Source organism: Pseudoteredinibacter isoporae (genome assembly GCF_011602085.1).
GTDB classification, from domain to species: Bacteria; Pseudomonadota; Gammaproteobacteria; order Pseudomonadales; family Cellvibrionaceae; genus Pseudoteredinibacter; species Pseudoteredinibacter isoporae.
Genome location: NZ_JAAONY010000002.1, coordinates 1,447,618 through 1,474,174, shown reverse-complemented (window position 1 = coordinate 1,474,174; position 26,557 = coordinate 1,447,618). Strand labels below are relative to the sequence as shown.

22 protein-coding genes are annotated in these 26,557 nt (G+C 46.7%); 17 read left to right on the top strand and 5 right to left on the bottom strand.

The window, feature by feature from the left end; all coding sequences use genetic code 11:
• The first annotated feature begins 26 nt into the window (after positions 1-26).
• The 6 genes from ftsZ to mutT all read left to right on the top strand — a co-directional run bounded on the left by ftsZ (position 27) and on the right by mutT (position 8,407).
• Entirely contained in the window at positions 27-1,196 is a 1,170-nt protein-coding gene (gene ftsZ, locus G8768_RS14900; protein ID WP_166845335.1) for a cell division protein FtsZ, read from the top strand.
• 186 nt (positions 1,197-1,382) lie between these two features.
• Positions 1,383-2,294 carry a UDP-3-O-acyl-N-acetylglucosamine deacetylase gene (gene lpxC / locus G8768_RS14895; protein WP_166845339.1) on the top strand — a complete coding sequence of 304 codons (912 nt, stop codon included), beginning with the start codon at positions 1,383-1,385 and terminating at the stop codon, positions 2,292-2,294.
• 454 nt (positions 2,295-2,748) lie between these two features.
• A complete protein-coding gene (locus G8768_RS14890) occupies positions 2,749-3,684 on the top strand; it encodes a M23 family metallopeptidase (RefSeq protein ID WP_166845342.1) in 936 nt (311 codons plus the stop codon).
• A 151-nt stretch (positions 3,685-3,835) separates the two neighbouring features.
• Entirely contained in the window at positions 3,836-6,523 is a 2,688-nt protein-coding gene (secA, locus tag G8768_RS14885) for a preprotein translocase subunit SecA (RefSeq protein ID WP_166845354.1), read from the top strand.
• A 185-nt stretch (positions 6,524-6,708) separates the two neighbouring features.
• Entirely contained in the window at positions 6,709-7,926 is a 1,218-nt protein-coding gene (gene argJ, locus G8768_RS14880; RefSeq protein WP_166845356.1) for a bifunctional glutamate N-acetyltransferase/amino-acid acetyltransferase ArgJ, read from the top strand.
• A 70-nt stretch (positions 7,927-7,996) separates the two neighbouring features.
• On the top strand, positions 7,997-8,407 hold the full coding sequence (gene mutT / locus G8768_RS14875; protein ID WP_166845358.1) for an 8-oxo-dGTP diphosphatase MutT: 411 nt from the start codon (positions 7,997-7,999) through the stop codon (positions 8,405-8,407).
• An 86-nt stretch (positions 8,408-8,493) separates the two neighbouring features.
• Here the strand turns inward: mutT and yacG are convergent, their stop codons facing one another.
• The 5 genes from yacG to pilB are packed head-to-tail and all read right to left on the bottom strand — an operon-like array spanning position 8,494 to position 13,180.
• Entirely contained in the window at positions 8,494-8,721 is a 228-nt protein-coding gene (yacG, locus tag G8768_RS14870) for a DNA gyrase inhibitor YacG (RefSeq protein ID WP_166845360.1), read from the bottom strand.
• Between the two features lie 34 nt (positions 8,722-8,755).
• Positions 8,756-9,364 carry a dephospho-CoA kinase gene (gene coaE, locus G8768_RS14865; protein ID WP_166845362.1) on the bottom strand — a complete coding sequence of 203 codons (609 nt, stop codon included), beginning with the start codon at positions 9,362-9,364 and terminating at the stop codon, positions 8,756-8,758.
• A 6-nt stretch (positions 9,365-9,370) separates the two neighbouring features.
• Complete coding sequence (locus tag G8768_RS14860; protein WP_166845364.1) at positions 9,371-10,231, bottom strand: prepilin peptidase; 861 nt, start codon at positions 10,229-10,231, stop codon at positions 9,371-9,373.
• A 9-nt stretch (positions 10,232-10,240) separates the two neighbouring features.
• Complete coding sequence (locus G8768_RS14855) at positions 10,241-11,443, bottom strand: type II secretion system F family protein (protein WP_166845366.1); 1,203 nt, start codon at positions 11,441-11,443, stop codon at positions 10,241-10,243.
• An 18-nt stretch (positions 11,444-11,461) separates the two neighbouring features.
• Entirely contained in the window at positions 11,462-13,180 is a 1,719-nt protein-coding gene (gene pilB / locus G8768_RS14850; RefSeq protein ID WP_167202784.1) for a type IV-A pilus assembly ATPase PilB, read from the bottom strand.
• A 366-nt stretch (positions 13,181-13,546) separates the two neighbouring features.
• On the opposite strand from pilB, the gene G8768_RS14845 reads away from it, so the two are divergent.
• The 11 genes from G8768_RS14845 (at position 13,547) to G8768_RS14795 (ending at position 26,525) form a co-directional block, all read left to right on the top strand.
• Positions 13,547-13,996, top strand: coding sequence for a pilin (locus G8768_RS14845; protein ID WP_166847432.1), 450 nt, complete (start codon positions 13,547-13,549; stop codon positions 13,994-13,996).
• A 94-nt stretch (positions 13,997-14,090) separates the two neighbouring features.
• Complete coding sequence (locus tag G8768_RS14840; protein ID WP_167202781.1) at positions 14,091-16,022, top strand: hypothetical protein; 1,932 nt, start codon at positions 14,091-14,093, stop codon at positions 16,020-16,022.
• Positions 16,023-16,059: 37 nt separating this feature from the next.
• Entirely contained in the window at positions 16,060-16,908 is an 849-nt protein-coding gene (locus tag G8768_RS14835; protein ID WP_166845372.1) for a glycosyltransferase, read from the top strand.
• A 29-nt stretch (positions 16,909-16,937) separates the two neighbouring features.
• On the top strand, positions 16,938-18,086 hold the full coding sequence (locus G8768_RS14830) for a DegT/DnrJ/EryC1/StrS family aminotransferase (protein ID WP_166845374.1): 1,149 nt from the start codon (positions 16,938-16,940) through the stop codon (positions 18,084-18,086).
• Positions 18,086-18,979, top strand: a complete 894-nt coding sequence (locus G8768_RS14825) for a GNAT family N-acetyltransferase (RefSeq protein ID WP_166845375.1) — start codon at positions 18,086-18,088, stop codon at positions 18,977-18,979. Before G8768_RS14830 ends, G8768_RS14825 begins: the two co-directional genes overlap by 1 nt.
• A complete protein-coding gene (locus G8768_RS14820) occupies positions 18,976-20,097 on the top strand; it encodes a glycosyltransferase (protein ID WP_166845377.1) in 1,122 nt (373 codons plus the stop codon). The genes G8768_RS14825 and G8768_RS14820 overlap by 4 nt, the downstream gene beginning before the upstream one ends.
• Positions 20,094-21,029, top strand: a complete 936-nt coding sequence (locus G8768_RS14815; RefSeq protein WP_166845379.1) for a hypothetical protein — start codon at positions 20,094-20,096, stop codon at positions 21,027-21,029. Before G8768_RS14820 ends, G8768_RS14815 begins: the two co-directional genes overlap by 4 nt.
• Positions 21,013-21,747 (top strand): class I SAM-dependent methyltransferase, encoded by a 735-nt coding sequence (locus G8768_RS14810; RefSeq protein WP_166845381.1) that lies wholly within the window; start codon positions 21,013-21,015, stop codon positions 21,745-21,747. The genes G8768_RS14815 and G8768_RS14810 overlap by 17 nt, the downstream gene beginning before the upstream one ends.
• A complete protein-coding gene (locus G8768_RS14805; protein ID WP_166845383.1) occupies positions 21,740-22,810 on the top strand; it encodes a flavin-containing monooxygenase in 1,071 nt (356 codons plus the stop codon). The genes G8768_RS14810 and G8768_RS14805 overlap by 8 nt, the downstream gene beginning before the upstream one ends.
• Positions 22,811-22,901: 91 nt before the next feature.
• The gene (locus G8768_RS14800; RefSeq protein ID WP_184679385.1) at positions 22,902-23,357 is read left to right on the top strand and encodes a pilin; all 456 of its coding nucleotides are present in this window, start codon (positions 22,902-22,904) and stop codon (positions 23,355-23,357) included.
• 210 nt (positions 23,358-23,567) lie between these two features.
• Positions 23,568-26,525, top strand: a complete 2,958-nt coding sequence (locus G8768_RS14795) for a spermine/spermidine synthase domain-containing protein (protein WP_166845385.1) — start codon at positions 23,568-23,570, stop codon at positions 26,523-26,525.
• The last annotated feature ends 32 nt before the right edge of the window (positions 26,526-26,557 follow it).

Sequence of the window (26,557 nt, the reverse complement as noted above, 5' to 3'; positions counted from 1 at the left end):
ACTGAGGAAAAACAAAGGGGAAAATCATGTTTGAACTCGTCGATAGTGTACCGCAGAGTGCGGTGATTAAAGTCGTAGGTGTTGGTGGCGGTGGTGGTAACGCCGTGAAGCATATGATCGCCAATCAGGTTGATGGCGTAGAGTTTGTGTGTGCAAATACCGATGCTCAAGCTCTGAAAGATGTTGAGACAGGCACAGTGTTGCAGCTGGGCAATGGCTTGACCAAGGGCCTGGGTGCGGGTGCCAATCCTGAAGTGGGCCGTCAGGCTGCTGTGGAGGATCGTGAACGTATTGCGGATGTCATCAGCGGTGCGGATATGGTCTTTATTACCGCAGGTATGGGCGGTGGTACTGGTACTGGCGCTGCACCGGTGGTGGCGGAAGTTGCCCGCGAACTGGGTATTCTTACCGTAGCGGTCGTGACCAAGCCTTTCCCGTTTGAAGGTCGCAAGCGTATTACGGTTGCCGATCAAGGTATCAAAGAGCTGCAGGAATGTGTGGATTCCCTGATTACCATCCCGAATGAAAAACTGTTGGCCGTTCTGGGCAGTACCACTTCATTGTTAGATGCTTTCAAAGCAGCCAATGATGTTTTGCTGGGAGCGGTACAGGGTATTGCTGATCTGATTATCCGTCCGGGTATGATCAACGTGGATTTCGCGGACGTTCGCACGGTTATGTCTGAAATGGGCATGGCGATGATGGGTACTGGCCACGCTACAGGCGAAAATCGTGCTCGCGAAGCGGCTGAAGCGGCTATTCGTTCTCCGCTGTTGGAAGACGTTAATCTGCAAGGTGCTCGCGGTATCCTGGTGAACATCACTGCGGGTATGGATCTGTCTCTGGGTGAGTTCACCGAGGTGGGTGATACGGTTGAAGAATTTGCTTCTGCAGACGCGACTGTGGTTGTGGGAACTGTTATCGACCCAGAGATGTCAGAAGAGCTGCGCGTAACAGTTGTAGCGACCGGTTTAGGTGCGGCAGCCCAGGCAGCCAAGCCAGCGGAGACCAAAGTTGTGGTCGACAATACCCGTCGTCCAAACGGTCAGCCTAATTATGCCGAGCTGGATAAGCCCACCGCGATGAGACAAAGAGCGGCGGCCCAACCAGCGGCAGCGGATGCGAATCCTCTGACGGAAGAAAAGGATATGGAGTATCTCGATATTCCAGCGTTCCTGCGTCGCCAGGCTGACTAAAGCAACTGAGCGTGTGTCGAAGTGCTGCTTAAATTTTAGGCAGTTATGCTTCGAGTGATGAACTTGGTAGCCATATTATGTAGCTGCGTCATGGTTTCGCCCGCGATTTGGGCGAGGAATGGCGCCAAGTATGGTTTTCTGTTAGTATGCGCCCCTTTTAGGGCCAGTGTGAGACGGTAGACCTATATGATCAAACAGCGGACGCTAAAAAATGCAATTCGTGCCACCGGAGTTGGTTTGCATACCGGGGAGAAAATCTTCCTGACTTTGTTACCAGCCCCTATTGATACGGGGATTGTATTTCGACGGGTTGATTTGGACCCGGTCGTAGAAATAGAGGCGAAAGCTGAGAACGTAGGGGATACCACTTTATCGACCACACTGGTTAAAGATGATGTAAGAGTGTCGACGGTTGAGCATTTGCTCTCCGCTATGGCTGGCCTTGGTATTGATAATGCCATTGTTGAAGTCAGTGCCGCCGAAGTACCGATTATGGACGGCAGTGCCGGGCCATTTGTGTTTCTCTTGCAATCTGCTGGCGTCGCCGAGCAGGAAGCTGCTAAAAAGTTTATCCGCATTAAAAGACCTGTGACAGTAACTGAGGGAGACAAAACAGCCAGTTTCCTTCCCTTTGATGGCTTTAAGGTCTCCTTTAGTATCGATTTCGATCATCCGGTCTTTAAAGGCCACACGCTTGATGCCTCGGTAGATTTCTCCAGCACATCCTTTGTGAAAGAAGTCAGCCGAGCGCGTACCTTCGGCTTTATGCATGAAATTGAATACCTGCGCTCTAAAGGCTTAGCCAAGGGCGGCAGTGTCGACAACGCTATTGTTGTTGATGAGTATCGCATCCTGAATGAAGACGGCTTGCGCTACGAAGACGAGTTTGTAAAACACAAGGTACTGGATGCCATTGGTGATCTCTACCTGCTGGGCAACAGCCTGATTGGCGAGTTTAAGGCTCACAAATCCGGTCATGCATTGAATAACAAGTCCCTGCGCCAGCTGATGGAACAGGACGATGCTTGGGAAGTGGTCACTTTTGAAGATGAAACGACGGCTCCGATTTCCTATATGAAGCCTGTGATGTCGTTTTAATCATTTTGTGCTTAAAATCACAGCATAAGGGCGTCTAATTCGCAATGATGCCCCCGCGTTTTTGACATAAGTCGCTATTTCTCTATTATCAAATAGGAATTAGTGAGGGTTTTGGCCTAAACTTGAGACAGTAAGTAGCAAGTCCATGGCTGGCCCAATGCTCTCCATTCACGGATTTCCCGATCCGGAATACCAGGAAGGGCTGATAGATCGCAGCAATGCGCAAGCTATAAATAGAAGAATAGGGCTTTGCCCATTGTGTGTGGGAGTATTGTCTTCCGCCGCCAAGGTGGTTTCACCGGTTTTTAGTTATCTCAGGGTCGATTGCCTGCCGATGAGAGCGGGTACGGGCCTTGTTTTACGTTCAGATTTTGAAACTGGACACTAATAAAAAGCGGCTTTTGGCCGTAAAACAAGATGATAGAAAGTGTTTTTGACGTAGCGGCTTAGAAGTATGAAAGTTATTCTGGTCAGCAAGAATCATGGCAGCACGCGCAGCTTTACCGTTGGTGCGTGGAGTGTTGCGCTATTGTCTTTGTGTCTTCTGGGTATGCCTGCCACGGTAGGTGGTTACTGGCTCTGGCAAGCGAGCCAGATGAGCCCCGAAAATGAATTCCTCAGTGCAGATTCCCGCCGAGCCTGGCAAAAAGAACTCGTTAAACAAAAGCAGGATATCGAAGAGGCAAGCCGCGAAGCTCGTGAAAAAGTCGCTGCTTTAACCCTTCGCATGGCCGAATTGCAGGCCCGTCTGTTGCGCCTGGATGCCCTTGGTGAGCGTTTAACCAGCATTGCCAAGCTGGATAAAGGTGAGTTTGATTTTAGCCGAGCCCCGGCAGTGGGTGGCCCGGAATCGAATACCATTGGTGAGGCTTACCAGCCGCCACAATTTATTGACGCCATCGACCAGCTTAGCAATCAGATTGAAGATCGCGAGCAGCAGCTGGAAATCCTTGATGCCTTGCTCGCCAAGCGCAAAATTGAAAAAGACATCTTCCTGGCTGGTCGTCCGGTTACCAAAGGTTGGATGTCTTCCCGTTTTGGTCGTCGTACCGATCCATTTAACGGCAAGGTTGCCTGGCACAATGGTGTCGATTTTGCCGGTAAGATGGGCTCCCCAATCATTTCGGTTGCCGCTGGTGTGATTACCTGGGCCGGCGAACGCTCTGGCTATGGCCAGTTGGTTGAGATCAATCATGGCGAGGGTTTCTCTACCCGCTATGGCCATAATAGTGAGATCAAAGTTAAAGTCGGTGATGTGGTCAAGAAGGGCCATGTTATCGCTGCCATGGGCAGTAGCGGCCGTTCTACTGGCCCCCATGTCCATTTCGAAGTGTATAAGAATGGTCGCGCTGTCGACCCGGCCTCCTATATCCACCGAACCCACCGTTAGCACCTCCCTCTACTGAGATAAACCCGAGCTTGCACCTGCAGGCCGCTTGCGGTTTACTTGGCACCTTTTTGAATTTGCCGCGCTGGGCGGCTTTAAACTGAGAATCTTTGCCCCAATATGATGGGGACATCCGTAGGAATTGGTAAACAACATGATAGGCAAGCTGGTTAGAGCGGTATTTGGCACAAAAAACAGCCGTGAATTGAAGCGCATGGGCAAATTGGTTAAGAAGATCAATGCGCTTGAGGAAAGTATGCAGGCTCTCAGTGATGCTGAGATCAAGGAGAAAACCGCAAGTTTTAAAGAGCGTGTCGCCGATGGTGAAACGCTCAATGCGATTCTGCCGGAAGCCTTTGCCCTGGTGCGCGAAGCGGGTCAGCGTGTCATGGGAATGCGCCACTTTGACGTCCAAATGATCGGTGGTATTACCTTGCACGAAGGCCGTATCGCGGAAATGCGCACTGGTGAGGGTAAGACACTGGTGGCAACCTTACCAGCCTACTTGAATGCGTTATCGGGTCTGGGCGTGCACATTGTTACCGTGAACGACTACCTGGCCAGTCGTGATGCCAATTGGATGCGTCCGCTCTATGAAGCCCTGGGGCTGAGTGTGGGTGTTATTCACTCCCAGCAAGATCCGCAGGAAAAGTACGATGCCTACCGTGCTGATATTACCTACGGCACCAACAACGAATTTGGTTTTGACTATCTGCGCGACAATATGGCTCTGCGCCGAGAAGATAAGGCCCAGCGTCCACTGAATTTTGCCGTTGTCGATGAGGTGGATTCCATTCTGATTGATGAGGCGCGTACGCCGCTGATCATCTCCGGTGCGGCAGAAGACAGTTCCGAGCTGTACCGTCGCATGAACCAGCTGATTCCTCAGTTGGAAACTGAAACCCACTACACGCTGGATGAAAAATCTCGCCAGGTTGAGCTGACAGAAACCGGTCACCAGCTGGTGGAAGATCTACTAATTAAAGAGCGTTTGCTGGCTGAAGATGAAAGCCTCTATGCGGCGAATAATCTGGCTCTGCTGCACCATGTGCATTCCGCCATGAAGGCCCACACGCTGTTCCAGAAAGATGTTGACTATATTGTGCAGCACAATGAAGTGGTGCTGATTGATGAGCACACGGGTCGTACCATGCATGGTCGTCGCCTATCAGAAGGTCTGCACCAGGCGCTGGAAGCCAAAGAAGGCGTGACGATCCAGCAAGAAAGCCAGACACTGGCATCGACCACGTTCCAGAACTACTTCCGTATTTATCAGAAGTTGTCCGGTATGACCGGTACAGCTGATACCGAAGCCTTTGAATTCCGCCAGATTTACGGTCTGGATGTGGTGGTGATCCCGACCAATAAAGAGATTCAACGTAAAGACTTGAACGACCTGGTTTATATGACCACGGAAGAGAAGTTCGATGCGATTGTGGAAGATATTAAGGATTGTCAGGAGCGCAAAGCCCCGGTGTTAGTGGGTACCGCATCGATTGAATCGTCCGAGGAAATGTCGAAACGTTTAAAGAAATCCGGTATCGAGCACAAGGTTCTCAACGCGAAGTTTCACCAGCAAGAAGCTGAGATCGTGGCCCAGGCGGGTCGCCCGGGGCATGTCACCATTGCCACCAACATGGCTGGTCGAGGTACTGATATTGTGTTGGGTGGTAACTGGGAAGCCGAGATTTCCCAGCTGAACGAGCCTAGCCAAAGTGATATCGACAAAGTGAAATCGGATTGGGAGGAGCGCCACAAAACGGTATTGGAAGCTGGCGGTCTGCACATCCTGTGTACCGAACGCCATGAATCTCGCCGTATTGATAACCAGCTGCGTGGTCGTGCGGGTCGTCAGGGCGATCCGGGCTTCTCACGTTTCTATCTGTCTCTGGAAGATAATCTGATGCGTATCTTTGTGTCAGATCGTCTGCGTGGCTTTATGCAGGCGATGGACATGGAGAAGGGCGAGGCCATCGAGCACAAGATGATGACTAATGCCATCGAGAAAGCCCAGCGCAAAGTGGAAGGCCGTAACTTTGATATTCGTAAGCAGTTGCTGGAGTTTGATGATGTTGCCAATGACCAGCGTCAGGTTGTCTATAACCAGCGTAATGAACTGCTGGAAACCGAAGATATTGCTGAAACGGTTACCGCCATTCGTTCGGATGTTATTCACGATGTGGTGGCTGATTTTATTCCGCCAATGAGCGTGGAAGAGCAGTGGGATGTGCCGGGCCTTGAGCAGCATATTCACAACGAATTCGGTGTTGAGCTGCCATTGCAAAAATGGCTGGACGAAGACAATCATATGGACGAAGAGCAGCTTCGCGATCGTATTACCGAAGACCTGCAAACCGTTTACAGTGAGAAGTGTGAGCGTGTTGGTGAGGCCATGCGTGACATCGAGCGTCAGGTGATGTTGCAGATTCTGGATGTGCTGTGGAAGGAGCATCTGGCCAATATGGATCATCTGCGTCAGGGTATTGGTCTGCGCGCTTATGCGCAGAAAAACCCGAAACAGGAATACAAGCGTGAGTCCTTCGAAATGTTCGAGACCATGCTTAACAACCTTAAGCATGAAGTTATTCGCGTTTTGTTCCGTGTTGAGCCTATGAGCGAAGAGCAGGTTGCCGAGATGGAGCGTCAGCGCCTTGAGGCCCTTAAGCAACAGGCCATGGAGCTGGAACATGCTTCTGCTTCAGCACTGGAAGAAGAAACAGAATTTGACCCGGAAAAAGGGGAAGCCCCTTATGTTCGCCAGGGGGCAAAGGTAGGTCGTAACGACCCTTGCCCATGCGGCTCCGGGAAAAAATACAAGCAATGCCACGGCAAGCTGGCCTAAGTTTTCTTATATTCAGGCTTGCAGTGCGCATTGGGGCATTGTGAGTTTTGCGATCCATTAAAAGGCAGTGCAGCTTGGTTTGCACTGCCTTTTTCATATCTTTTGCCACTAATGCGTGAAGCAAGCATGGCAACTTCCAGTTACAATGTGCGGCAAATAGCAGAAAGATAATAGTAGGTTTCACCATGGCAGTGGGCAGTTTCCCTTTTCCAAAAATGCACCCGGTAAAAGGTCTTCGTTTGGGTTCCGTATCCGCAAATATCCGTTACACCGATCGTGATGATCTTTTACTGATCGAACTGGGCCCTAATTCCAGTGTGGCAGGAGTCTTTACCCAAAACGCCTTTTGTGCGGCGCCGGTAACCGTGTGTAAATCCCATTTGCCGGGCAATATTCGCTATCTTCTTGTGAACTCTGGAAACGCTAATGCCTGTACCGGTCAGCAAGGTTTGACGGATGCTCTGGCCAGTTGTGCCAAGGTTGCGGAGCTGTCTGGTACTCAGACTGAGCAGGTGCTGCCCTTCTCGACCGGTGTTATTGGTGAATTGCTGCCCATGGACAATCTGCTTGAGGGGATTCCTGCCGCTATCGATGCATTGGATGACGATGGCTGGAAGGCAGCGGCCCGAGCCATTATGACCACGGATACACGTCCGAAAGGCGCTAGCGAACAGTTGGAGATTGGTGGTCACACTATTACTGTCAGTGGTATTGCCAAGGGTTCCGGGATGATCAAGCCTGATATGGCCACCATGCTTGCCTACATTGCGACGGATGCCGATGTTTGTGACAAGGTGCTTCAGGATATGGTTGGCCGCGCTGCGGACGCTTCGTTTAACCGTATTACGGTTGATGGGGATACATCGACCAACGATTCCTGCATGCTGATGGCAACCGGAACTGCGGATTTGGCTCATATCGATGATGCTGGCAGTGCGGAGGCGAAAGCACTTTATCAGGTGATTGAAAACGTGTTGATCGACTTGGCAAAATCCATCGTCAGTGACGGTGAGGGTGCTACCAAATTCATCAGCATCGAGGTTGCTGGTGGTGGGACGCAGCAAGAGTGCTTGGATGTGGCCTATTCTGTCGCTCAGTCTCCATTGGTTAAAACGGCGTTGTTTGCGAGTGATCCAAACTGGGGGCGCATTGTAGCGGCGATTGGTTATGCGGGTGTTGATGGTCTGGATGATACGCAGGTTACGGTTCATTTAGACGATGTCTTGATTGTCGAAAAGGGTGGCCGAGCAGAGAGTTACACCGAAGCAGCTGGTCAAAAGGTGATGGATCAGGAATCCATCACCATCCGAATTCATTTGAATCGTGGTGATCATTCTGAAACCGTTTGGACGACCGACCTCTCCCATGATTATGTGACGATTAATGCCGATTACCGCTCGTAGATTGAGTATGGATGTCAGATCATTCTGAAAGAAAATTGATATTGGTACAGAGACAGCGGACAAATTGATAATGAAGAAAATGGTACACGTGATGGTCGGAGTGATTTGGGGCGAAGAGCAACAAATCCTTCTGGCCAAACGTCCGGAACATTTACATCAAGGCGGCTTGTGGGAATTTCCCGGCGGAAAGCTGGAAGCGGGCGAGGAAGCCCTATCGGGTTTGTCTCGGGAGTTGCAGGAAGAATTGGATATCGAGGTGCTTGAGGCCTCTCCGCTGATGGACGTGAAGCACGACTACGGCGATAAGCAGGTGTTTCTGGATATCTGGCAGGTTAGCAGATTTAAGGGGGAGGCCCGAGGTGTTGAGGGACAGTTGCTGCGCTGGGTGCCTTTGGCTGAACTGGATCAGTACGAGTTTCCCGCGGCCAATGCCACTATTGTTGAGCGCTTAAAATCAGAAAAGGCGCCTTCTCTGCTGTAGGTAGCTTCTGTTGTGCAAGAAAAAAGCGGCGTTACCTCGCACCGCTTTTTATGTGTTTCAACTCTGCTCGTTTAAGGCCTATTTTCTCAGTGCTCGGTATTTGAACCCGGGTTCATCATGGATGCGGCTTCCAGATCACCGCTCAGCATATCTTCATACACTGATGAGCCAGCGATCTTATGGCTCTCATTGGCCCACTCTCCCAAGTCGATGAGTTGGCAGCGTGCGCTGCAAAATGGCCGTTGTGGGAAATCATCATTCCACTTCACCTCTTTTTTGCAGGTTGGGCACTGAAGGCTGATGTCTTTGCTCATGATCTATCTCCCGTATTGCGTGTGTTCACAGAGCTCAGGATTGGCATAGGCTCAGATAGCTGCTGTGAAGACGTTCAACTTCTTCATCCAGCCAGTTCAGGTCTCTGTCGTTCACAATAATATCATCTGCGTTCTGGCGACGCTTCTCGCGACTGGTTTGAGCTGCCATGATAGCCTTAATTTGCTCAACGCTCACTCCGTCGCGTGAGCTGGCTCTCTGTAGCTGAATGTCCTCGGGAACATCGACCAGCAGAATCCGATCACACATTTGGTGCTGGTCGGTTTCCATCAGCAAGGGAGAGGCGAGTATGACATAGGGGCTTCGGGCGGACTGAAGGCCTGACACAATTTCATCCCGAATGCGCGGGTGGGTCATGGCTTCCAGTTGCTCGCGCTGGCTTGGGTCGGCAAAGACAATTTCACGGAGCTTGGCGCGGTTTAATTCGCCGGATTCCAGTATAACCTCATCGCCAAAATGTGCGGCAATTTCGGCTAGGGCTGGCTTGCCGGGTTCCACCACGGTTCTTGAGGCGATGTCGGCATCGACAATTGCAATGCCTTTTAGGGCAAAACGGTCTGAGACAGCAGTTTTGCCGCTGCCAATTCCACCGGTGAGTCCGATGACCATAGTCTGTTCAGGCATGGCGATTTACATCAGGCTGAGATAGGAGGCCACAATGCTATCGCCCCACATAAAGTAAATCCAGCCGGCTATTGCGAGGTAGGGGCCGAAAGGCATGGGAACGTTCTTGTCACGTCCCATGATAATGATGCCGGCGATACCAATCACAGCACCAACAACCGAAGACAGTAATATGGTCAGCGGCAAGGCTTGCCAGCCCATCCAGGCGCCGAGAGCGCCCAGTAACTTAAAGTCGCCATAGCCCATGCCTTCCTTGCCGGTGAGCAGCTTGAATACCCAATACACGGACCACAGGCTAAGGTATCCAAAGACCGCACCCCATAGGGCATTGGGTAAGTCGCTGAACAAAGATTGACTGTTTACGATCAATCCTAACCACAGTAAGGGGAGAGTGATATTGTCAGGCAGTAGTTGGGTGTCGATATCAATCATCGTGAGCGTGATGAGCGACCAGGTAAACAACAAGGCTGCTGCAAGCTGCCAGGTAAAGCCAAACTTCATGGCCAGCACCGCGGACAATAGGGCGGTTACGGCTTCAATAATCGGATAACGAACGGAAATAGGGCTTGAGCATTGACTGCAGCGGCCCCGCAAAAACACATAGCTGATAACGGGGATATTTTCCCAGGCACGAATTTTGTGTTCGCAGCTGGGGCAGGTAGACGCGGGAACAACCAAATTGAAGGCTTCGGTTTCTTTTGGTGCTTCCTGTTCAAGAATCTCGCAACAGCTCTGCTTCCACTCCCGCTCGAGCATTTTGGGTAGGCGGTAGATAGCAACATTCAGAAAGCTGCCAACGAGCAAGCCCAAAATGCAAATAACCCCGACGAGAGCGCCAGGGTATAGAGTGAATACGTCTTGCAGCATTGACTGGCCTTATACGATTTGACCCAGTTGGAAGATTGGGAGGTACATGGCGATCATCAAGCCGCCAACCAAGACTCCAAGAATGGCCATGATCATGGGCTCCAAGAGGGTGGTGAGGTTGTCGACCATGTTGTCTACTTCATCTTCATAAAAAGCGGCGACCTTATCCAGCATTTCATCAAGTGAGCCGGACTCTTCACCAATTGATGTCATTTGAATAAGCATTGAGGGATAAATGCCTTCGCTACGCAAGCAGCTATACATGGTCATGCCTGTTGCTACATCATCGCGAATGTTGAGGATGGAATCGCGATAGACTGCATTGCCAGCAGCCCCGGACACAGATGTAAGGGCATCGATTAGTGGCACACCTGCAGCAAAGGTTGTTGCTAGTGTGCGAGAGAAGCGAGCGATAACGGAGTTGTAGATAATATTGCCAATAATGGGCAGCTTCAGCGTAACTCTATCGACGCCGTCTGAAAACTTTTGCGACCGCCTTCTGGCTTGAGCGAATAGCCATACAGCCGCGATAATTGCGGCTAATATTATGTACCAGACCTCTTGTACTGTATTTGATAGGCCCAGAACAAACAAGGTGAATGCTGGTAGGTCTGCTCCGAAGCTTGAAAATGTTTCCGCGAACTGAGGGACAACTTTTACGAGGAGAATACCTGTCACAATCAAGGCAACAACCAGCACAGCGATGGGGTATGTCATTGCTTTTTTGATTTTGGCTTTCAGTGCTTCTGTTTTTTCCTTATATGTCGCAATTCTATCGAGCATGGTTTCCAATGCACCTGATTGTTCACCTGATTCAACAAGGCTGCAAAAGAGATCATCGAAGTATTTGGGGTGTTGACGAAGAGAGTTTGCAAATCCGCTACCAGAGGCAACGCCATCTTTAATCTCTAGAATGAGAGTTTCCATGCGTGGATTTTCAGCGCCATCGGCTACAATTTCAAAACTCTGCACTAGGGGGACCCCAGCTTTCATCATTGTTGCCATTTGGCGCGTAAAGACGGCGATATCCTGAGGCTTGATGGCCCGGCCTCCACCAAATAATGGCTTCGGCTTCTTTCGGACAGACTTAACTTTAACACCTTGGCGTAATAGCTGGGCCTTTACCAAGGCCGTGCTGGCACCTTTTAACTCTCCTTGAACGACCTTGCCTTTCTTATCGGTACCTTTGTATAAAAAGATGGTATCCGCCATTGTGTATGTTTCCTAAGCTTAATCTTTGGTAACGCGGTTAGCTTCTTCCAGGCTGGTTAGTCCCTGGGCAACTTTCCTTAGTGCTGATATGCGCAAATTATAAAAGCCTTCTTCTGCAGCGGCCTCTGCAATTTGCAGTGAGTTCCCCCCTTCCATAATGAGTGAGGATATTTTAGGGGTAATTCTTACGGTTTCGTAGACACCCACTCGGCCTTTGTATCCATTGGAGCATTTAGAGCAACCAACGGCTTTGTATAACTCAAATTCCTCTTTTGGAATACCGATTGAGTCAAAACCTTCAGCGTTCAATATGTCTTCAGGAAATTCCGTTGGCTCTTTGCACTCGGAACATAGGCGACGAGCGAGTCGCTGGGCAATAATCAGGCTTACGGTTGTGGCAACGTTAAAAGCCGGTACTCCCATATTTAGTAATCGGGTCAGGGTTTCCGGGGCTGAGTTGGTGTGCAGCGTGGAGAGCACCAAATGGCCAGTTTGAGCCGCTTTAATGCCAATTTCAGCAGTTTCCAAATCTCGAATCTCGCCCACCATGACAATATCGGGGTCTTGTCGCAGGAACGAGCGTAGAGCTTCAGCAAATGTTAGGCCCACTTTGTTATTCACCTGAACCTGGTTGATACCCTCCAGGTTAATTTCTACCGGGTCTTCCGCAGTAGATATATTTCGTTCCGGAGTATTTAGAATGTTAAGGCCGGTGTAGAGAGATACAGTTTTACCGGATCCTGTAGGCCCGGTAACAAGAATCATACCCTGGGGTTGATGCAAGGCTTCAAGATAAAGTTCTTTCTGGAAATCTTCGTAGCCTAGGGCGTCAATGCCCAGTTGTGCACTGCTGGGATCCAGAATACGAAGTACGATTTTTTCACCGAACAGCGTGGGAAGAGTGTTGACTCGAAAGTCGATCGCTTTTGTCTTCGATATCCGCATCTTGATTCGCCCATCCTGAGGGACTCGTCGTTCAGAGATGTCCATCTGCGACATAACTTTCAGGCGGGCGGCCAATCGTGTTGCCAGTGCTGTAGGGGGTTTGGTGACTTCGTGTAAAACACCGTCGGTGCGAAAACGAATGCGATAGGCCTTCTCGTAGGGTTCAAAGTGAATATCAGAAGCCCCGCCTTTGATCGCATCAAGTAGTACTTTGTTGATAAAGCGAACAATGGGAGCTTCATCGACCTCTTCTTCATCCGAGCTGTCGAGGTCAGCTCCCCCCTCCTCTTCGAGAACCAAGCCATCAAAATCATCGTCCATGTCACCAAGGTCACCCAGGCTGTCTTCAGCACTGGCGACAAATCGTTCCAAGGCAAGATATAACTTGTCGGCTTCGACCAGAATTGCTTCGGTGCCCATCCCGGTATTGAACTTGATCTCATCCAGAGCCCGAATGTTCGTCGGGTCGGCCATAGCCAGAAATAGTCGATTTCCACGCTGATACAGGGGTAGGGCGCTGTGCTTTACGATAAGCTGTTTGTCAACAACATCTTTGGGGGCGGTATCCACAGCGAATGCATCAAGATCGATCAGGGGGGTGCCAAATTCGTCAGCAGCAGCTGAAGCGACAGCTGATGCAGCAATTATATTGCGTTTGACCAGATATTGAACAAGGGGCTCTTTCTCTACCTTGCTTTCGGCAACGGCTTCTTGAGCTTCTTCAAGTGAAATCAGTTTATCTCTGACTAGGCGCTGGGCTAGGCCGCTTAATTGTGGGGCGTCCGCCGACATTGATTTATTCCAAATAGGTTAGTGGTCGATCGCGAAAGCAAGATATTCGATCAAATACTTACAATATAATTCAACTTTATATGATAAGCCTATGTGAAAGCTAGAATTTCATCATATTTATGAAATGAAATTAGTTGTAGTATAGCGTCGCTTTATGCAAAAAGACTGCATAGTCAGCAATAAAGTACCAAGTTTGCCATAGAGTGACACTTTGTGTCACCTTGTGTGAACTGTGTCACACTTTTATCTTATCTGGTATTAGGGTGTGGCCCTTGATACGTCTGCTTTGTGGTCTATATTTTGAAAGTTGGCACGGGCCATGCTTTATGGTCGGTACCTGATCTACTTTTTACGGAGAAATAAATGATGAAGACTGTTCAAAAAGGTTTTACCTTGATCGAACTGATGATTGTAGTTGCGATCATCGGTATTTTGGCTGCTGTTGCTTTGCCTGCTTACCAGGATTACACCTCTCGCACTAAAATGTCAGAGCCTGTAGCCCTTTTGAGCGGTTTGAAGATTGATGTTAGTGCTTACTTCACCGACACTGGCAAATTGCCAACATTGGCTTCTTTGGTTGAGTATGCTGGCCCTAAAGTGACTGCTGGTAAATACGTTGCAGACCTGACCGGTGCTACTGCTGGTACCTTCATTGCTGAAATGAAAGATGGTATCGGTAACAACATTAATCAGACCAAAGTTCAGTTGACCTTCTCTACTGATGCTAATGGCTTGTTGGTTCACACCTGTGGTAAGGCTGGTTCAAACCCAGTGCCTAAGAAATACCTGCCTGCGGATTGTCGCGACGGTTACTAAGTTATCGTTTCAGGTTTTTTACCACCTAAAATCCGGCTTCGGCCGGATTTTTTATGTCTGAAATTTTGCGTTAATTGTCTTGATTTACGCTCGAATGATTAATATGAAACCTCTGTCTTCAGCTCTCCCCTCTTTTTTCTTCTTGTTATGTTTTGTCCTGTTGGCATTTGTGGGGCTTTATTACTCGCCTGGGCTGAGCGGCGGCTTTTGGTTAGATGATTACAGCAATCTACCGCAAATTTTTGATCAGTTGGAATCAGATGGCCTGTTGTATGCAATTGGTAGTGGACATTCCGGGCCTCTAGGGAGGCCCCTGTCATTATTGAGCTTTGCTTTGCAAGCGGATTCCTGGCCAGCGGCAAAACCCTTTATTGCAGCAAATGTCGGGATTCACGCCTTAAATAGCGTGTGCGTCTTTTGCCTCACCTTAATTCTTTTAAGAAATGGGCCCTTGTCATTGAAGGGCAGGGAAAGTCTAGCGTTGGCATTGTTAGTGGCTCTTGTTTGGGCCTGTGCGCCTATTCAGGTGTCTTCAGTTTTGTATATTGTCCAACGCATGACTTTGCTATCTGCGAGTTTTGTTCTTTTGGCGTTATTGGCCTATGTATATGGGCGCCAGTCTGTAGTCCTAGGGCGGCGTAGGTACGGATTTCTATGGATATTCATTGTTGCTCCGGTGATGGGGATTTTGGGGCTTTTTTCCAAAGAGACGGCTTTTTTGCTGGTCGTATACTTGTTGGTAGTCGAATACTGGTTGAGTCGCAAATCAAAAGTTGATGATTGGCTGTTTAGAAGGGTGGTGCTTCCGGTCCTTATCTTCGTATTTGTAGGCTTTTTGGTCTATTTGATGAGCTTGGTTGCCAATAAGGAAGTGTTGTTTTCCAGGAACTTTAACGTTGTTGAAAGGCTTCTGACTGAATCCAGAGTGTTGTGGGAATACTTGGCCCAAATTGTATTTCCTAGAGTTTCCTCATTAGGCTTGTACTTTGATAATTATAAGGTGAGTCGTAGTTTTTTTGAGCCTATGTCTACATTGCTAAGTGTGTTGGCCTGGTCGGGGGTGCTTGCCTGGCTGTGCATTGCAATAGCTCGAGATTATTATATTGTTGCTTTCGGTATTATGTGGTATCTCGGCGGACACCTGTTGGAAAGTACAACATTAAATTTAGAGTTGTATTTTGAACATCGAAATTACTTGCCGGCAGTTGGTGTTTGGTTTGCACTGATGCTTGAAGTCTACCTAATCTGCGGTCGAAAATTTACTGGCTGGCGTAAAGTGGGAATTCTTGCTGCGGGAATGACATACGTGCTTCTTCTAATGGTTCAGGGCAACTATATTGTAAGGCAGTGGGGTACGCCTGATAAATTGGCCTATTACTATTCAAAAGAGCGCCCAGAATCTATAAGAGCTCGTGAGATGGCGCTGTTTGTGTTCCAGTTGCGTGGCAGTATGGAGCTCGTGAAGGAAGAATTGGATTCCATGAACAGGGATTTTCCAGATAACTTAACTGTCAAGCTTATAAGTTTAGAGTATGGTTGTTTATACCCCGATGTTGTGTCTTATCGTTTTGAGTCAAGTATGATTCAAATGGCTAAAGATGCTCAAGTGTCTTCCGGTGCTCTTGGTGCGATTTCAGATTTATTTGACAGGCTGGCTCATACAAAATCTTGCCGAGGTTACAGTGTTGGTGAGTTGCTAGTGCTGGTTGATGCATTAGCAGAGGGAGCGGCTTATCGAGCCAGTCTTGACAATGTTTTTTCACTGAAGGTTGAAATGCTTCTGCATTCTGGTCTGATAGCGGAGGCACTTGAGGTGGCTGACAAAATTAAGGAGCCAACCTACGATATTAAAATTAGAAAGGCTCAATTGTTGGCGAGTCTCGGTAGGCATGAAGATGCTTTGGTGGAACTAAATAAGTTACGTAGCGAGAGTAAGTATTCATTGTTATTGACCTCCCATGCCTCTTACCTGTCTAGTTTTCAAAAACAACTTGAATTAGATATGGCTAAGGCTCCCATAAAGTAATGGCTTTGAGTTGAGCCATTTGATAGAGAGGATTGATGTGTCTCAGGTTTCCGTAGTTATACCAGCAAAGAACGAAGAAAAAGGCCTGTCGAAAGTGCTTCCCGAGCTTGTGGCTTTGAACATTGTGGGGGAGGTGATTGTAGTTGATGATGGTTCAACTGATAATACCGTTAAGATTTGTAGTGAACTTCAAGTTTCTTGTATAAGTCACCCATACAGTATGGGTAATGGTGCAGCGATTAAAACTGGCGCTCGAGCTGCATCTTCTGACGTTATTATTTTTATGGATGCGGACGGTCAGCATCAGCCCAAGGACATTGAGAGAATTATTGAGAAGATGTCCGAGGGCTATGATATGGTAGTAGGCGCGAGGGATCGATCGGGTCAGGCCAGCTATGCGCGTTATCTCGCAAATGGCTTTTATAATAAGTTTGCGAGTTGGATGAGCGAGCATAAAGTTGAAGATCTGACTTCTGGTTTTCGAGCTGTCAATGCCGAAAAGTTTAGGCAGTTTCTATACATGTTACCAAACGGATTTTCCTATCCAACAACTTCAACGATGGCTTTTCTGAGGAGTGGTTATTCTGTTGGGTTTGTGGATATCGATGTTCTAGATCGAGAGGGTAAGAGCCACATTCGCCTATGGAAAGATGGCATTAAGTTCCTCCTTATAATTTTTAAAATTACTACTTTGTACTCACCTTTGAAATTGTTTTCGGGCATTTCGGCTTCTCTGTTTGTATCAGGTGTGGCTTATTACGTATATACCTATCTGTCGTTCGAGCGTTTCACAAATATGGGCTTGGCTCTAGTTTTATCAGCGATGCTGGTCTTCTTGATTGGGTTGATTTCAGAGCAAATATCGACTCTTTTCTATAAGCGTTGAAGTGGCTTTAATATCTGTAGGAGCGGGGAATGGAAGACTATATTGTATTTGGGAAACCAGATATCCAAGAGGCCGAAATCGCTGAGGTTATAGATTCCCTGAAAAGTTGCTGGCTGGGGACAGGGCCAAAGGTTCAGCGTTTCGAAAAAGATTTTTCTGGTTACAAGGGGATGCCTCAAGGCAGTGTCGCGGCGCTGAATTCATGTACCGCTGCACTGCATCTTTCCTTGCTTGCCGCTGGGGTTGGACTTGGAGATGAGGTGATCACAACTGGCCTGACCTTTTGTGCAACGGTGAACAGTATTGTTAACACAGGAGCAACGCCCGTAGTGGTGGATGTTGCGCTGCCTCACTACAATATTGATCCGGAACTTATTCGTAAGTCAATCACTGGGTCGACGAAAGCGGTTGTTGTTGTTCATTACGCAGGCGTGTCCTGTGAGATGACCGAGATCAAAAACTTATGTGATGAGTTTGGGCTAGTATTGATTGAAGACTGTGCTCATGCAATTGAGGGGTATTACGAGGGTAGCCCCCTGGGTATGATTGGTGATTATTCTTGTTTTAGTTTTTATGCGACTAAAAATATCACTACAGGTGAAGGTGGAATGATTTATTCCAGAGATCCTCAAAGCCTTGAGCGCATTAAAACCCTTTCTCTTCATGGGATGAGTGCGGATGCTTGGGGTCGCTTCAGTGATGACGGTTACAATCATTACCATGTAACTGAGCCAGGTTTTAAGTACAACATGATGGATCTACAGGCAGCCGTGGGGATTCATCAATTGGCGAGAATAGATAGTGCTTGGGAGAAACGGCGCGAGTGCTATGAATTCTATCAGATGGAGCTAAAGGGTCTACCGGTAAGTTTGCCAAGACATCATGAATATCATAGTAAGGTTAGTTACCACTTGTTCCCGATTTTGATTGAGAAAGGTGCTTCATTGAGCCGTGATCAGTTGATGCTTAAGCTGCATGAGCGTGGGATAGGCACTGGAGTTCATTATCAGAGCATAATGTCGCAACCTTACTATAAGTCCCGATTTTCCGGTGTTTATCAAACTCCGATTGCTGATGATTTTGGTAACCGGACTATCAGCTTGCCCTTTTCTGCGTCGTTAAGCGAGGGCGAGCGTTCGAGAGTAGTTATCGCTCTTAATGAGCTGCTCAACTCGTGATGAACAATCCTGCCGAAGATACCTTTTTTGGGCATGCTTGGTATGAGCAAGTCGCCAAGGCACTCGGGGCCAGTTATTTAGATCGACCAAAGCAAAAAGGTTTGCGCTTTGGGGTTTCCGGTTTGTCTGTGGTATACCCGATTTTTCCAAGTGGCCTTCATGAGTACGATGAAGATTCACTATTGGCATTGGTTAGTGAATGGAAAGGTGAGCTTTGGGGGGCCTCATTGTTACGGTTCTGTACTTTTATAGATCTGGAGAAAACCCACATCCTGGATGGACGTACATTCTATCGAATTCAAGATTCCACTGTTACTCGAATTTCAGCTTTGCAAGACTGGAGTAAACTCGTGCTGCCATCGAGTCTTCAAAGAAACCTGAAGAGAGCCTGCAAACTAGGTGTATCGATTCGGGACGCAACGTTGGATGATACTGATGCTGTATTTAAGCTCTATCAGACTGCTGTTGAAAGAAATTCTGGTGCTTTAAGGTATACGAGAGCTTATTTCGAGGCTCTCCTGTCAGGAAATCACTCGGACCTTCGTTGTATGCTGGCTTGTGTTGAAGGGGAGTGTGTTGCTATGAATATTGCTGCCTTTCAGGGGAAGCAGGCATTCTATCTTCATGGTGGTTTTGTTGGTGAATTCTCTGAATATAGAGCTCCGGATTTACTCATGTTTACAGCGATAGAGTGGGCAAAGAAAAAAGGGGCGGAGAGTTTTGACTTTATGTCTTCTCCCAGTTCTCAAGCTGGCTTAATAAAATATAAAGAGAAGTGGGGAGGGGAATCCCGGCCTCAATATACAGTCGATATTTGTCGTAGCCGATTTTCTCTTTATGTTTTTGATATGGTTATGAAGGGGCTTGAGCTTAAGAGAAAGATTTATAAATGAAAAGGATCTTATTGATAACGACATCTTTCCCCCAATCCTTTACTGGGCAGGAGGCGGCTGGCACTTTTGTTTTTGACTTTTGCCTGGAGCTTGCAAAGCATGCCGATCTTCATGTTATGCACCCAGGGTCGAAGGAAGGAAGCTGGGAAACAGATGATGGATTTACTGTCCACGGCTTTTGTCCTTCAAGTAAAGCTCTGTCTCTTCTGAAGCTGTATCGGCCGGGCGATGCGGTTCAGATTTTCAATATTTTAAGGAAGGGAAATGCCTTGGCTAAACAATTGGTCAAAGAATACAGTATTGATCATGTCGTTTGCTTGTGGGCGTTGCCGTGTGCTTATTGGGCTAGGTCTACCGGGCTCCCTTATGATGTTTGGGCTCTGGGTAGTGATATTTGGTCACTTGGAAAAATTCCCATAGTTCAATCAGTATTAAAAGGGGTGTTAAAGGATGCTAAATCTCTCTACGCTGATGGATTTCAGTTGGTAGACGATGTCAAAGCATTGTCTGGACGTGAATGCATGTTCCTTCCCAGTTCTAGAAATTTAGGTGAAGTAGAGCAAGAAGAGAGTTCTATTGAGTCTTTGGGAGGATTGAAGCTGGCCTTTCTGGGGCGCTGGCATGAAAACAAGGGTGTTGATCTCTTGATGGCTGCACTTGAGGGCTTAGATGATGCTGATTGGAAAAGGGTGTCGGAGGTTAGAATCGCGGGTGGTGGCCCTATGGAGCAAGAGGTTTTCCAATCGGTAAACAAACTGAAGAAAATAGGACGGCCCGTATCGGTCTGCGGCTACCTAAACAAAAGCGAGGCCGTGGCATTTCTATTGTGGGCGGATTGGTTTATGTTGCCGTCACGCATAGAAAGCGTTCCAGTAGTATTTTCCGATTGTATGCAACTGGATTTGCCAATCGTAGCTATGCCAGTGGGGGATATTCCAAGGCTTATGGAGGCTTACGAAGTTGGTATTTGTTCTCAACGTGTAGATGCTCCAGCTTTTGCAGAAGCTCTAAAGCGAATTTTAAAGGGGGTTTCAGTAACCCCAGGTAGCTTTCGCAAGTGTGCGGAGGAGTTTTCTGTGTCCAGATCGGTTGAAACTTTACTGGATCGCGTGAAGTGAAGAAAAATTCTCTATTGAAGGCTGTGGCGTTCCTTCTGCTTGTGCTGCTGTCAATGTGGTATATGTCGACGGCGTTAGAAGGTGGTTTGCTCGCTTTTAAGCAGTACGTTGGCAGTCTATCTGTTGTAAATGTTTCCTTAGCTTTACTGCTGTCGATGTTGATGTGCCAGATTAAAGCTGAGGTAAACATAGAGTTGTTGGGCAATTCGAATGAAAAGGATTCATCACATTCACAGTTAAGTCTGGCTTATTCCCTGGCTCAGATAATTCGATATTTGCCTGGTAAAGTCCTGGGTGTTCTTACTCAGTCTTTTTACCTGACAGGAAAAGCCTCTTCAGTTGCAATATGGAGGGCGAATGTACTTCAGTTTCTTCTGACCAATGCCAATTCACTACCTGTTCTACTGTTTATTTTTCTTTGCTTTTGGGATGGTGGCCTGCTTTATTTTTTAATTCCTATTTTGGGTTCGGTGACTTTTTTTTATCTGGTTCATTCTAACCTGATGGTTTCAATTCTTAAGAAAGTTCCGATGTTTCGGAAGTGGGCGATTAAGGCGTCGAGCATTGTCGATCTGTCAGGTGTTGGAGCGAAAAAAATATGGTTACTTTTAAATATAGAATGGTTATTGTTTTTTGCCGCTTTCGTTTTCTTGATTGGAGTAGATAGTTGGCAGAAGGCCATCGCTTTGTCAGCTCTGTATTCATCTGCATCGATATTGGCGGCGTTGGTGGTCATTGCTCCTAGTGGTTTGTTTGCCAGGGAAGCTCTTTTTTTGTGGCTTGGCACAATTGCAGGGCTAGATGCGACAGAACTGCTTTCTTTAGGTATCGTCACAAGAATCTTCTTTACGCTTTGCGATTTGCTTTTTTTCGGATTGCGAGCTTGTATTTCTTATGTTTTGAAGGGGGAGAAGTATGAGCAAGGAGAGTAAGTACTGGGATGAATTGGCCGAGCTGGGTGAAAATCAGTCGGTATTTGATCCAAGAGATAGATTTGGGAAGAAGAATGCTTATATAAGATATCTTCGTGATAAAGAATTAAATACATTCTTTTCGGATGCTTTTAAGCATGGCCCAGTTTTTGACTTTGGTTGTGGTTCTGGGAATATTTCTATGAACCTGAATTCAAGGGGAATCGATACATTTGGAATCGATATCTCTGAAGGTTTGCTGAGAATTGCCAGGAATCAGTCTCCCCAAAATCTAGCGAACTTTTGCCAGTTTGATGGGGTAAGCATCCCCGTTGCTGAGGGAGTATTCAGTGATGTTGTTGTATATGTGGTGCTCAGTTACATAAAGGATGATGACGCTCTGCGAGAGGTGGTGTCTCAGCTGTATAACAGCTTGAAGCGGGGCGGTAGCTTTCTATTAATTGAGCAGACGCGAAAAATCCGAAAGCAGGTGGATGAGTTCAAAGTTATCCGCACCAAGCGCGAATATCGTAGTTTGTTTTCGGATATAGGTTTTGAATGTCTCGAGCAACGAGATATGAGAAGTGGCCACTTTCTGCCCTTGTATTTTCTCAGTTTAGGTGTTTCGCTTCCGTTTTCTTTATTGCATAGAATTGAATCTTTTCAACATAAAGTCGTTCCAAACCCTGTTTGGGATTATCGTGAGACTGTATTTAGGTTTGTAAAACATAATGAATAGTAAGCAATTCGACTGCGTTATTATTGGGGCGGGTCCGGCGGGCTTAAGTGTTGCTTATCATCTAAAGAAGTTAGGTGTTGAATTTGCATTGCTTGACCGAGAGGGTGTTGGTTCTTCCTGGAAGAGGATGAATGATAGTTTGAAGCTGGTAAGCCCATGGTGGACAAATATGCTGCCAGGGACTGCTCTTAACCCTTTTTATGCATTTAAAAAGCACTCTCGATCGTCTTTTGTAAAGTACCTTGAGTCATATTATAAGGAAAAGGAGCTTGGGCCTCTGATAACAGAGAATGTCAATGCTGTACGTAAAGGGGAAGAAGGTTATTTGCTTGAAACGTCGAATGGTGAAATTAAGTGCCGTGCTGTCGTTTGTGCAAGTGGATATTTTGGAAACCCGTACATCCCCGAAATAGAAAGTGACGGTTCGGTTGACGTTTTTCATGCTAGTTCATTTAAAAACGTTGATCAACTGCTTGAGCGTGGTGTATCCAGTGTGTTAGTGGTTGGGAGGCGTGTTACTGCTGGCCAGCTTGCTGAAGAGTTGTGTTCATCGGGGATTTCTGTTTCCTTGTCCTCTAGAGGGGGGGTGGAAGTCAAGAAAAACGATACACTTTATGGAGCGCTTCGAGAGCAGGTTTACTTTTTCTGGGAGAGTTTAAAGCTGTTTTGTAAGCCTGATTTGAAGGGGGATTCTTATCCTGTAATGGATGGCGGAAAAATTAGAGGATATATATGTTCAGGTGAAATTCCGGTATACGGGGCTCCAAAGTCTATTGAGTCGGGGCAGGTATTTTTAGAAGAAGGGATTCATCCCCTCAATGTCGATACTGTTTGGCTTGCAACTGGCTATCAGCCGAAACTAGAGTACTTGGAGGGGCTTGACTTGGCAATCCAAGACGGTGAGATGGCTGAAATATCCAGTCATTTGGAAGAAGAGTACCCAGGATTGTACTTTATTGGATTTGATAACTTGTTTAATTTTACCAGTAGATATCTTCGGGGAATAAGGCGAGATAGTAGAAGAATCGCCGATAGAGTTAAATTGAGTCTTGGTGAAATTTAAAGCCGACAAGTCTGGCGTAATAGGGGGTGCCTGTAATTGGAACAGATTTTGCGTAAGCGTGCTGTACTGTTATCCATGGGCATGGCACCGAATGAAAATATATTCTAAAAATAAAGGGTTTTCTTTGATAGAGCTAATGATTGTAATTGCAATAATTGGAATTCTGGCAACGGTCGCACTTCCGGCATATCAAGATTATACATCCCGAGCGAAGGTCGCCGAGCCAGTAGGTCTAATGAGGGCGATGAAAACTGATATCCACAAATATGTAGGAGAAAAAGGCAGTTTTCCTACTGTTGCTGAGCTTAATGACTATATAGGCGTTAAGGTTTCGAGTGGGAAATTTACTGCAAGCATCGGTGATGGTGCTCCAGGTGTCTATATCGCTACGATGAGAGACAATATTGGCGCTAGAATCAGTGGTTCTACTGTTGCCCTGCATTTTGCTACTAATAGTGATGGGTTGCTTAACCATACCTGCAGGCCGGGAGGAGTTAATCCGGTACCCAATGAGTATTTGCCTTGGGAGTGTCGCTCAACTCCCTAATGTGTTGACAAATTTTGTCACATGTCGCTCGTAAGTTGTCACCCTGTCTGAAGTAGGGTGATATTGACTTCAGGTAGGAAATCACGAGTAGGCCCTGACGTCGACAAAGTGTCCCTCGCATTTTTCACACTCTGGCCGGGACAGAGAGTATATCGAGTTCTAGTTCTTTGAGTGTACACCCCTCTATACCAAGATAGTTGAACATAACATATGATTAAAAAACAGGCGTTATTGGCAGCGTTCACATTAGTATTTATGTTGTCAGGATTTTCCGGACTTATTTATGAATCTATTTGGTCTCACTATTTAAAATTACTCCTTGGCCATGCATCCTATGCGCAAGTATTGGTGTTGGCAATCTTTATGGGAGGGATGGCAATCGGTTCGATGGTCGCAGCGAAGCTGTCGAAGAGGCTCACGAATTTAATCTTGTGCTACGGTGTTGTGGAATTATTGGTAGGGATACTGGGCATTCTTTTCCATAGTGTTTTTACAGCTACCCAATCCTTTACGTTTAACCATTTGATCCCCTCTCTTGGGTCCCCGGAATTCGTCCACATTGTAAAGTGGTCTATAGCTGCGGTTTTAATATTGCCTCAGTCCATAATGCTGGGTGCTACCTTCCCATTGTTGACAGTGGGCATCTTACGGAAATTCCCGGAGCAACCTGGCAATACGATTGCAAAGCTATACTTTGCAAATAGCTTTGGGGCCGCCATCGGTATATTGTTTAACTCCTTCGTAATTTTACCTGCTGTGGGTTTACCTGGGTCTGTAATGACCGCTGGGATTATCAATATTATTTTGTCGGTCATCGTTTATAGGATGGTTAAAGGCGACAATTTTCCTCAGCAGCCAGTTAAGCTGGAAAGTGTAAACTCGATCAACAAGTATCTTCTGGTTATTGCGGGATTAACCGGCGTTGCTTCTTTTCTCTATGAAATAGCCTGGATCCGCATGCTAACTATGGTGTTGGGTGGTTCCACTCATTCCTTCGAGATTATGTTAGCTGCATTTATTCTTGGCTTGGCCATAGGCGGCTTTTGGATTCGGAAGAAGATTGACAGATTTAAAAATCCAATAATTGCTCTGGCTTTGATACAAATTACGATGGGAGTTTTGGCTATTTTGACCATTCCCCTATACGGCAAAACTTTTGACTTTATGAGTTTTGTCGTTAGTGCAATTGATAGAACAGATGAGGGGCATTTCCTCTACCTATTGTTTAGTCTACTAATTTCCTTGTTAGTAATGCTACCCGCTACAATTTGTGCGGGCACAACTCTTCCACTTATCAGCTATTTGTTAATTCAAAATAAGTCTGGTGATTCCTCAATCGGAAGGGTTTACGCTTGGAATACAATAGGAGCTATTGTAGGTGTTGCTCTTGCTTCGCAGATAATTATGCCAATTTTAGGTTTAAAATCCGTTATTGTAATCGGTGGCGGAATTGATTTATTACTAGGTGCTTTTTTGTTGTGGGTGTATCGAGATAAGCTCGAAAATAAGCGTGTGGTAGTCGGTCTTGTGTCAAGCTCCGCTGTGATAGTCTTAGTCTTCTCATCCGTTGTTTTTGATACTAAACGAATGGCATCAGGTGTTTTTCGTTACGGTATGAACCTGCAAACAGATAATTCTGAGGTGGTTTTTCACGAAGATGGAAAAACTTCAACAGTTGCCGTAAAGCGTGTGGGTAACACTTATGTATTGGTTAACAATGGAAAACCCGATGCGGGTATTTTGTTGACGCAACCTGGTGAGGATGCTCGATATTCAGCCGATGAGCCTACGATGGCATTGTTAGGTGCGCTGCCATACGTTTACAAGCCGGACGCTAAGCTCATTGCTAATATTGGGATGGGGTCCGGGATGACTGCACATACCGCCTTGTTGAATCCCGATGTTACAAGGGTGGATACGGTTGAAATTGAAGAAGAAGTCTTCCATGCTGCAAAATTATTTGAAAGTAAAGTCGGTAAAATTTTTAACGACTCCAGAAGCAAGGTTATTATTGAAGATGCCAAGACTTACTTCGCAGCGTCACAAAGCTCTTATGACGTGATTATCTCTGAGCCGCCAAACCCTTGGGTGAGTGGTGTTGCGGGTCTGTTTACTGAAGAGTTTTACAAAGATATTCAAAAATACCTGAGTGATGATGGTGTTTTGGTTCAGTGGATGCACGTTTACGAGTTAAACCCAGAATTGTTGGCGACTGTCTATAAGGCGCTGGAGAACAGTTTTGAAGATATTCATATCTATCAAGTGGCAACTAGTGATTTTGCATTCGTCGCGTCTAATAAAACTCTGGTTTCGGATTTCAATACCCTTTTTGAGATAGATGCCTTGTCTGATGAGCTAAAGAAGATAGATGTGATGAGCTCGGAGGATATTGAGTTTCGAAAGTTAGCCGGCAAGTCTGTTTTGGCTGCATTATTTGAATCTTTTCCTGTGCCGGCTAATTCCGACTACTTCCCTGTTCTTGACTATGGAGCAAGTAAGGCTCGTTTTAAGCAGGAGACAGCAACTGGAATAACACAATTGCGGAGTGCGAAGTTGCTGCGTGAGGTCAGTGATGAGAAGTTTTCCGAGATTGAACGGGTTATGGAAACGGTACTTATTGAAGATTCTGAAAAGTACAATTTGATTCAAGAATTTGATAGAAGATTGGAAGAGAATTTGCTGCGTGGTTTTTCGATTGAAAGTTTAGATGATAATCGAAGTAGACACTCTGGTTGGGCTGCCACTTATTTAAAGACCTGTGCACGGGATATTTCCACCTTTAAAGAGTCTAGCTCTGAAAAGATAATCGAAGTTGTTGGTTGGCTGTTTGGTTTTTATCCGGATGCTAAAATGTTAAAGCTTCTTGATGATCTCGAGTCTTGTAACATAAATAGATTGAGTAATTTGGCGCAGAGCTGGGTAAAGATCCACAAGTTGTGGCTCAAGCAGGATTATCTTTCAGTGAAAGAAGTGTCAGATTCCATCTTGGAGAAAGAAAGTTTGGATTCAAGCTTTTCGAGGAGAGTTCTCTCCTTTAATCTGGCTGCTCAAATTAAACTTGGTGAGAAGAAACAGTTTTCGAGATCTGTCAGCCCTCAGGGTTATAAAAATATGATGAAGGATATGGAGCTGAGAAGTCTAATTTTCCTTTCTGAAAAAGGAATTTAACCTGTTTGGATTAAGCAGGTACCACATGTCGT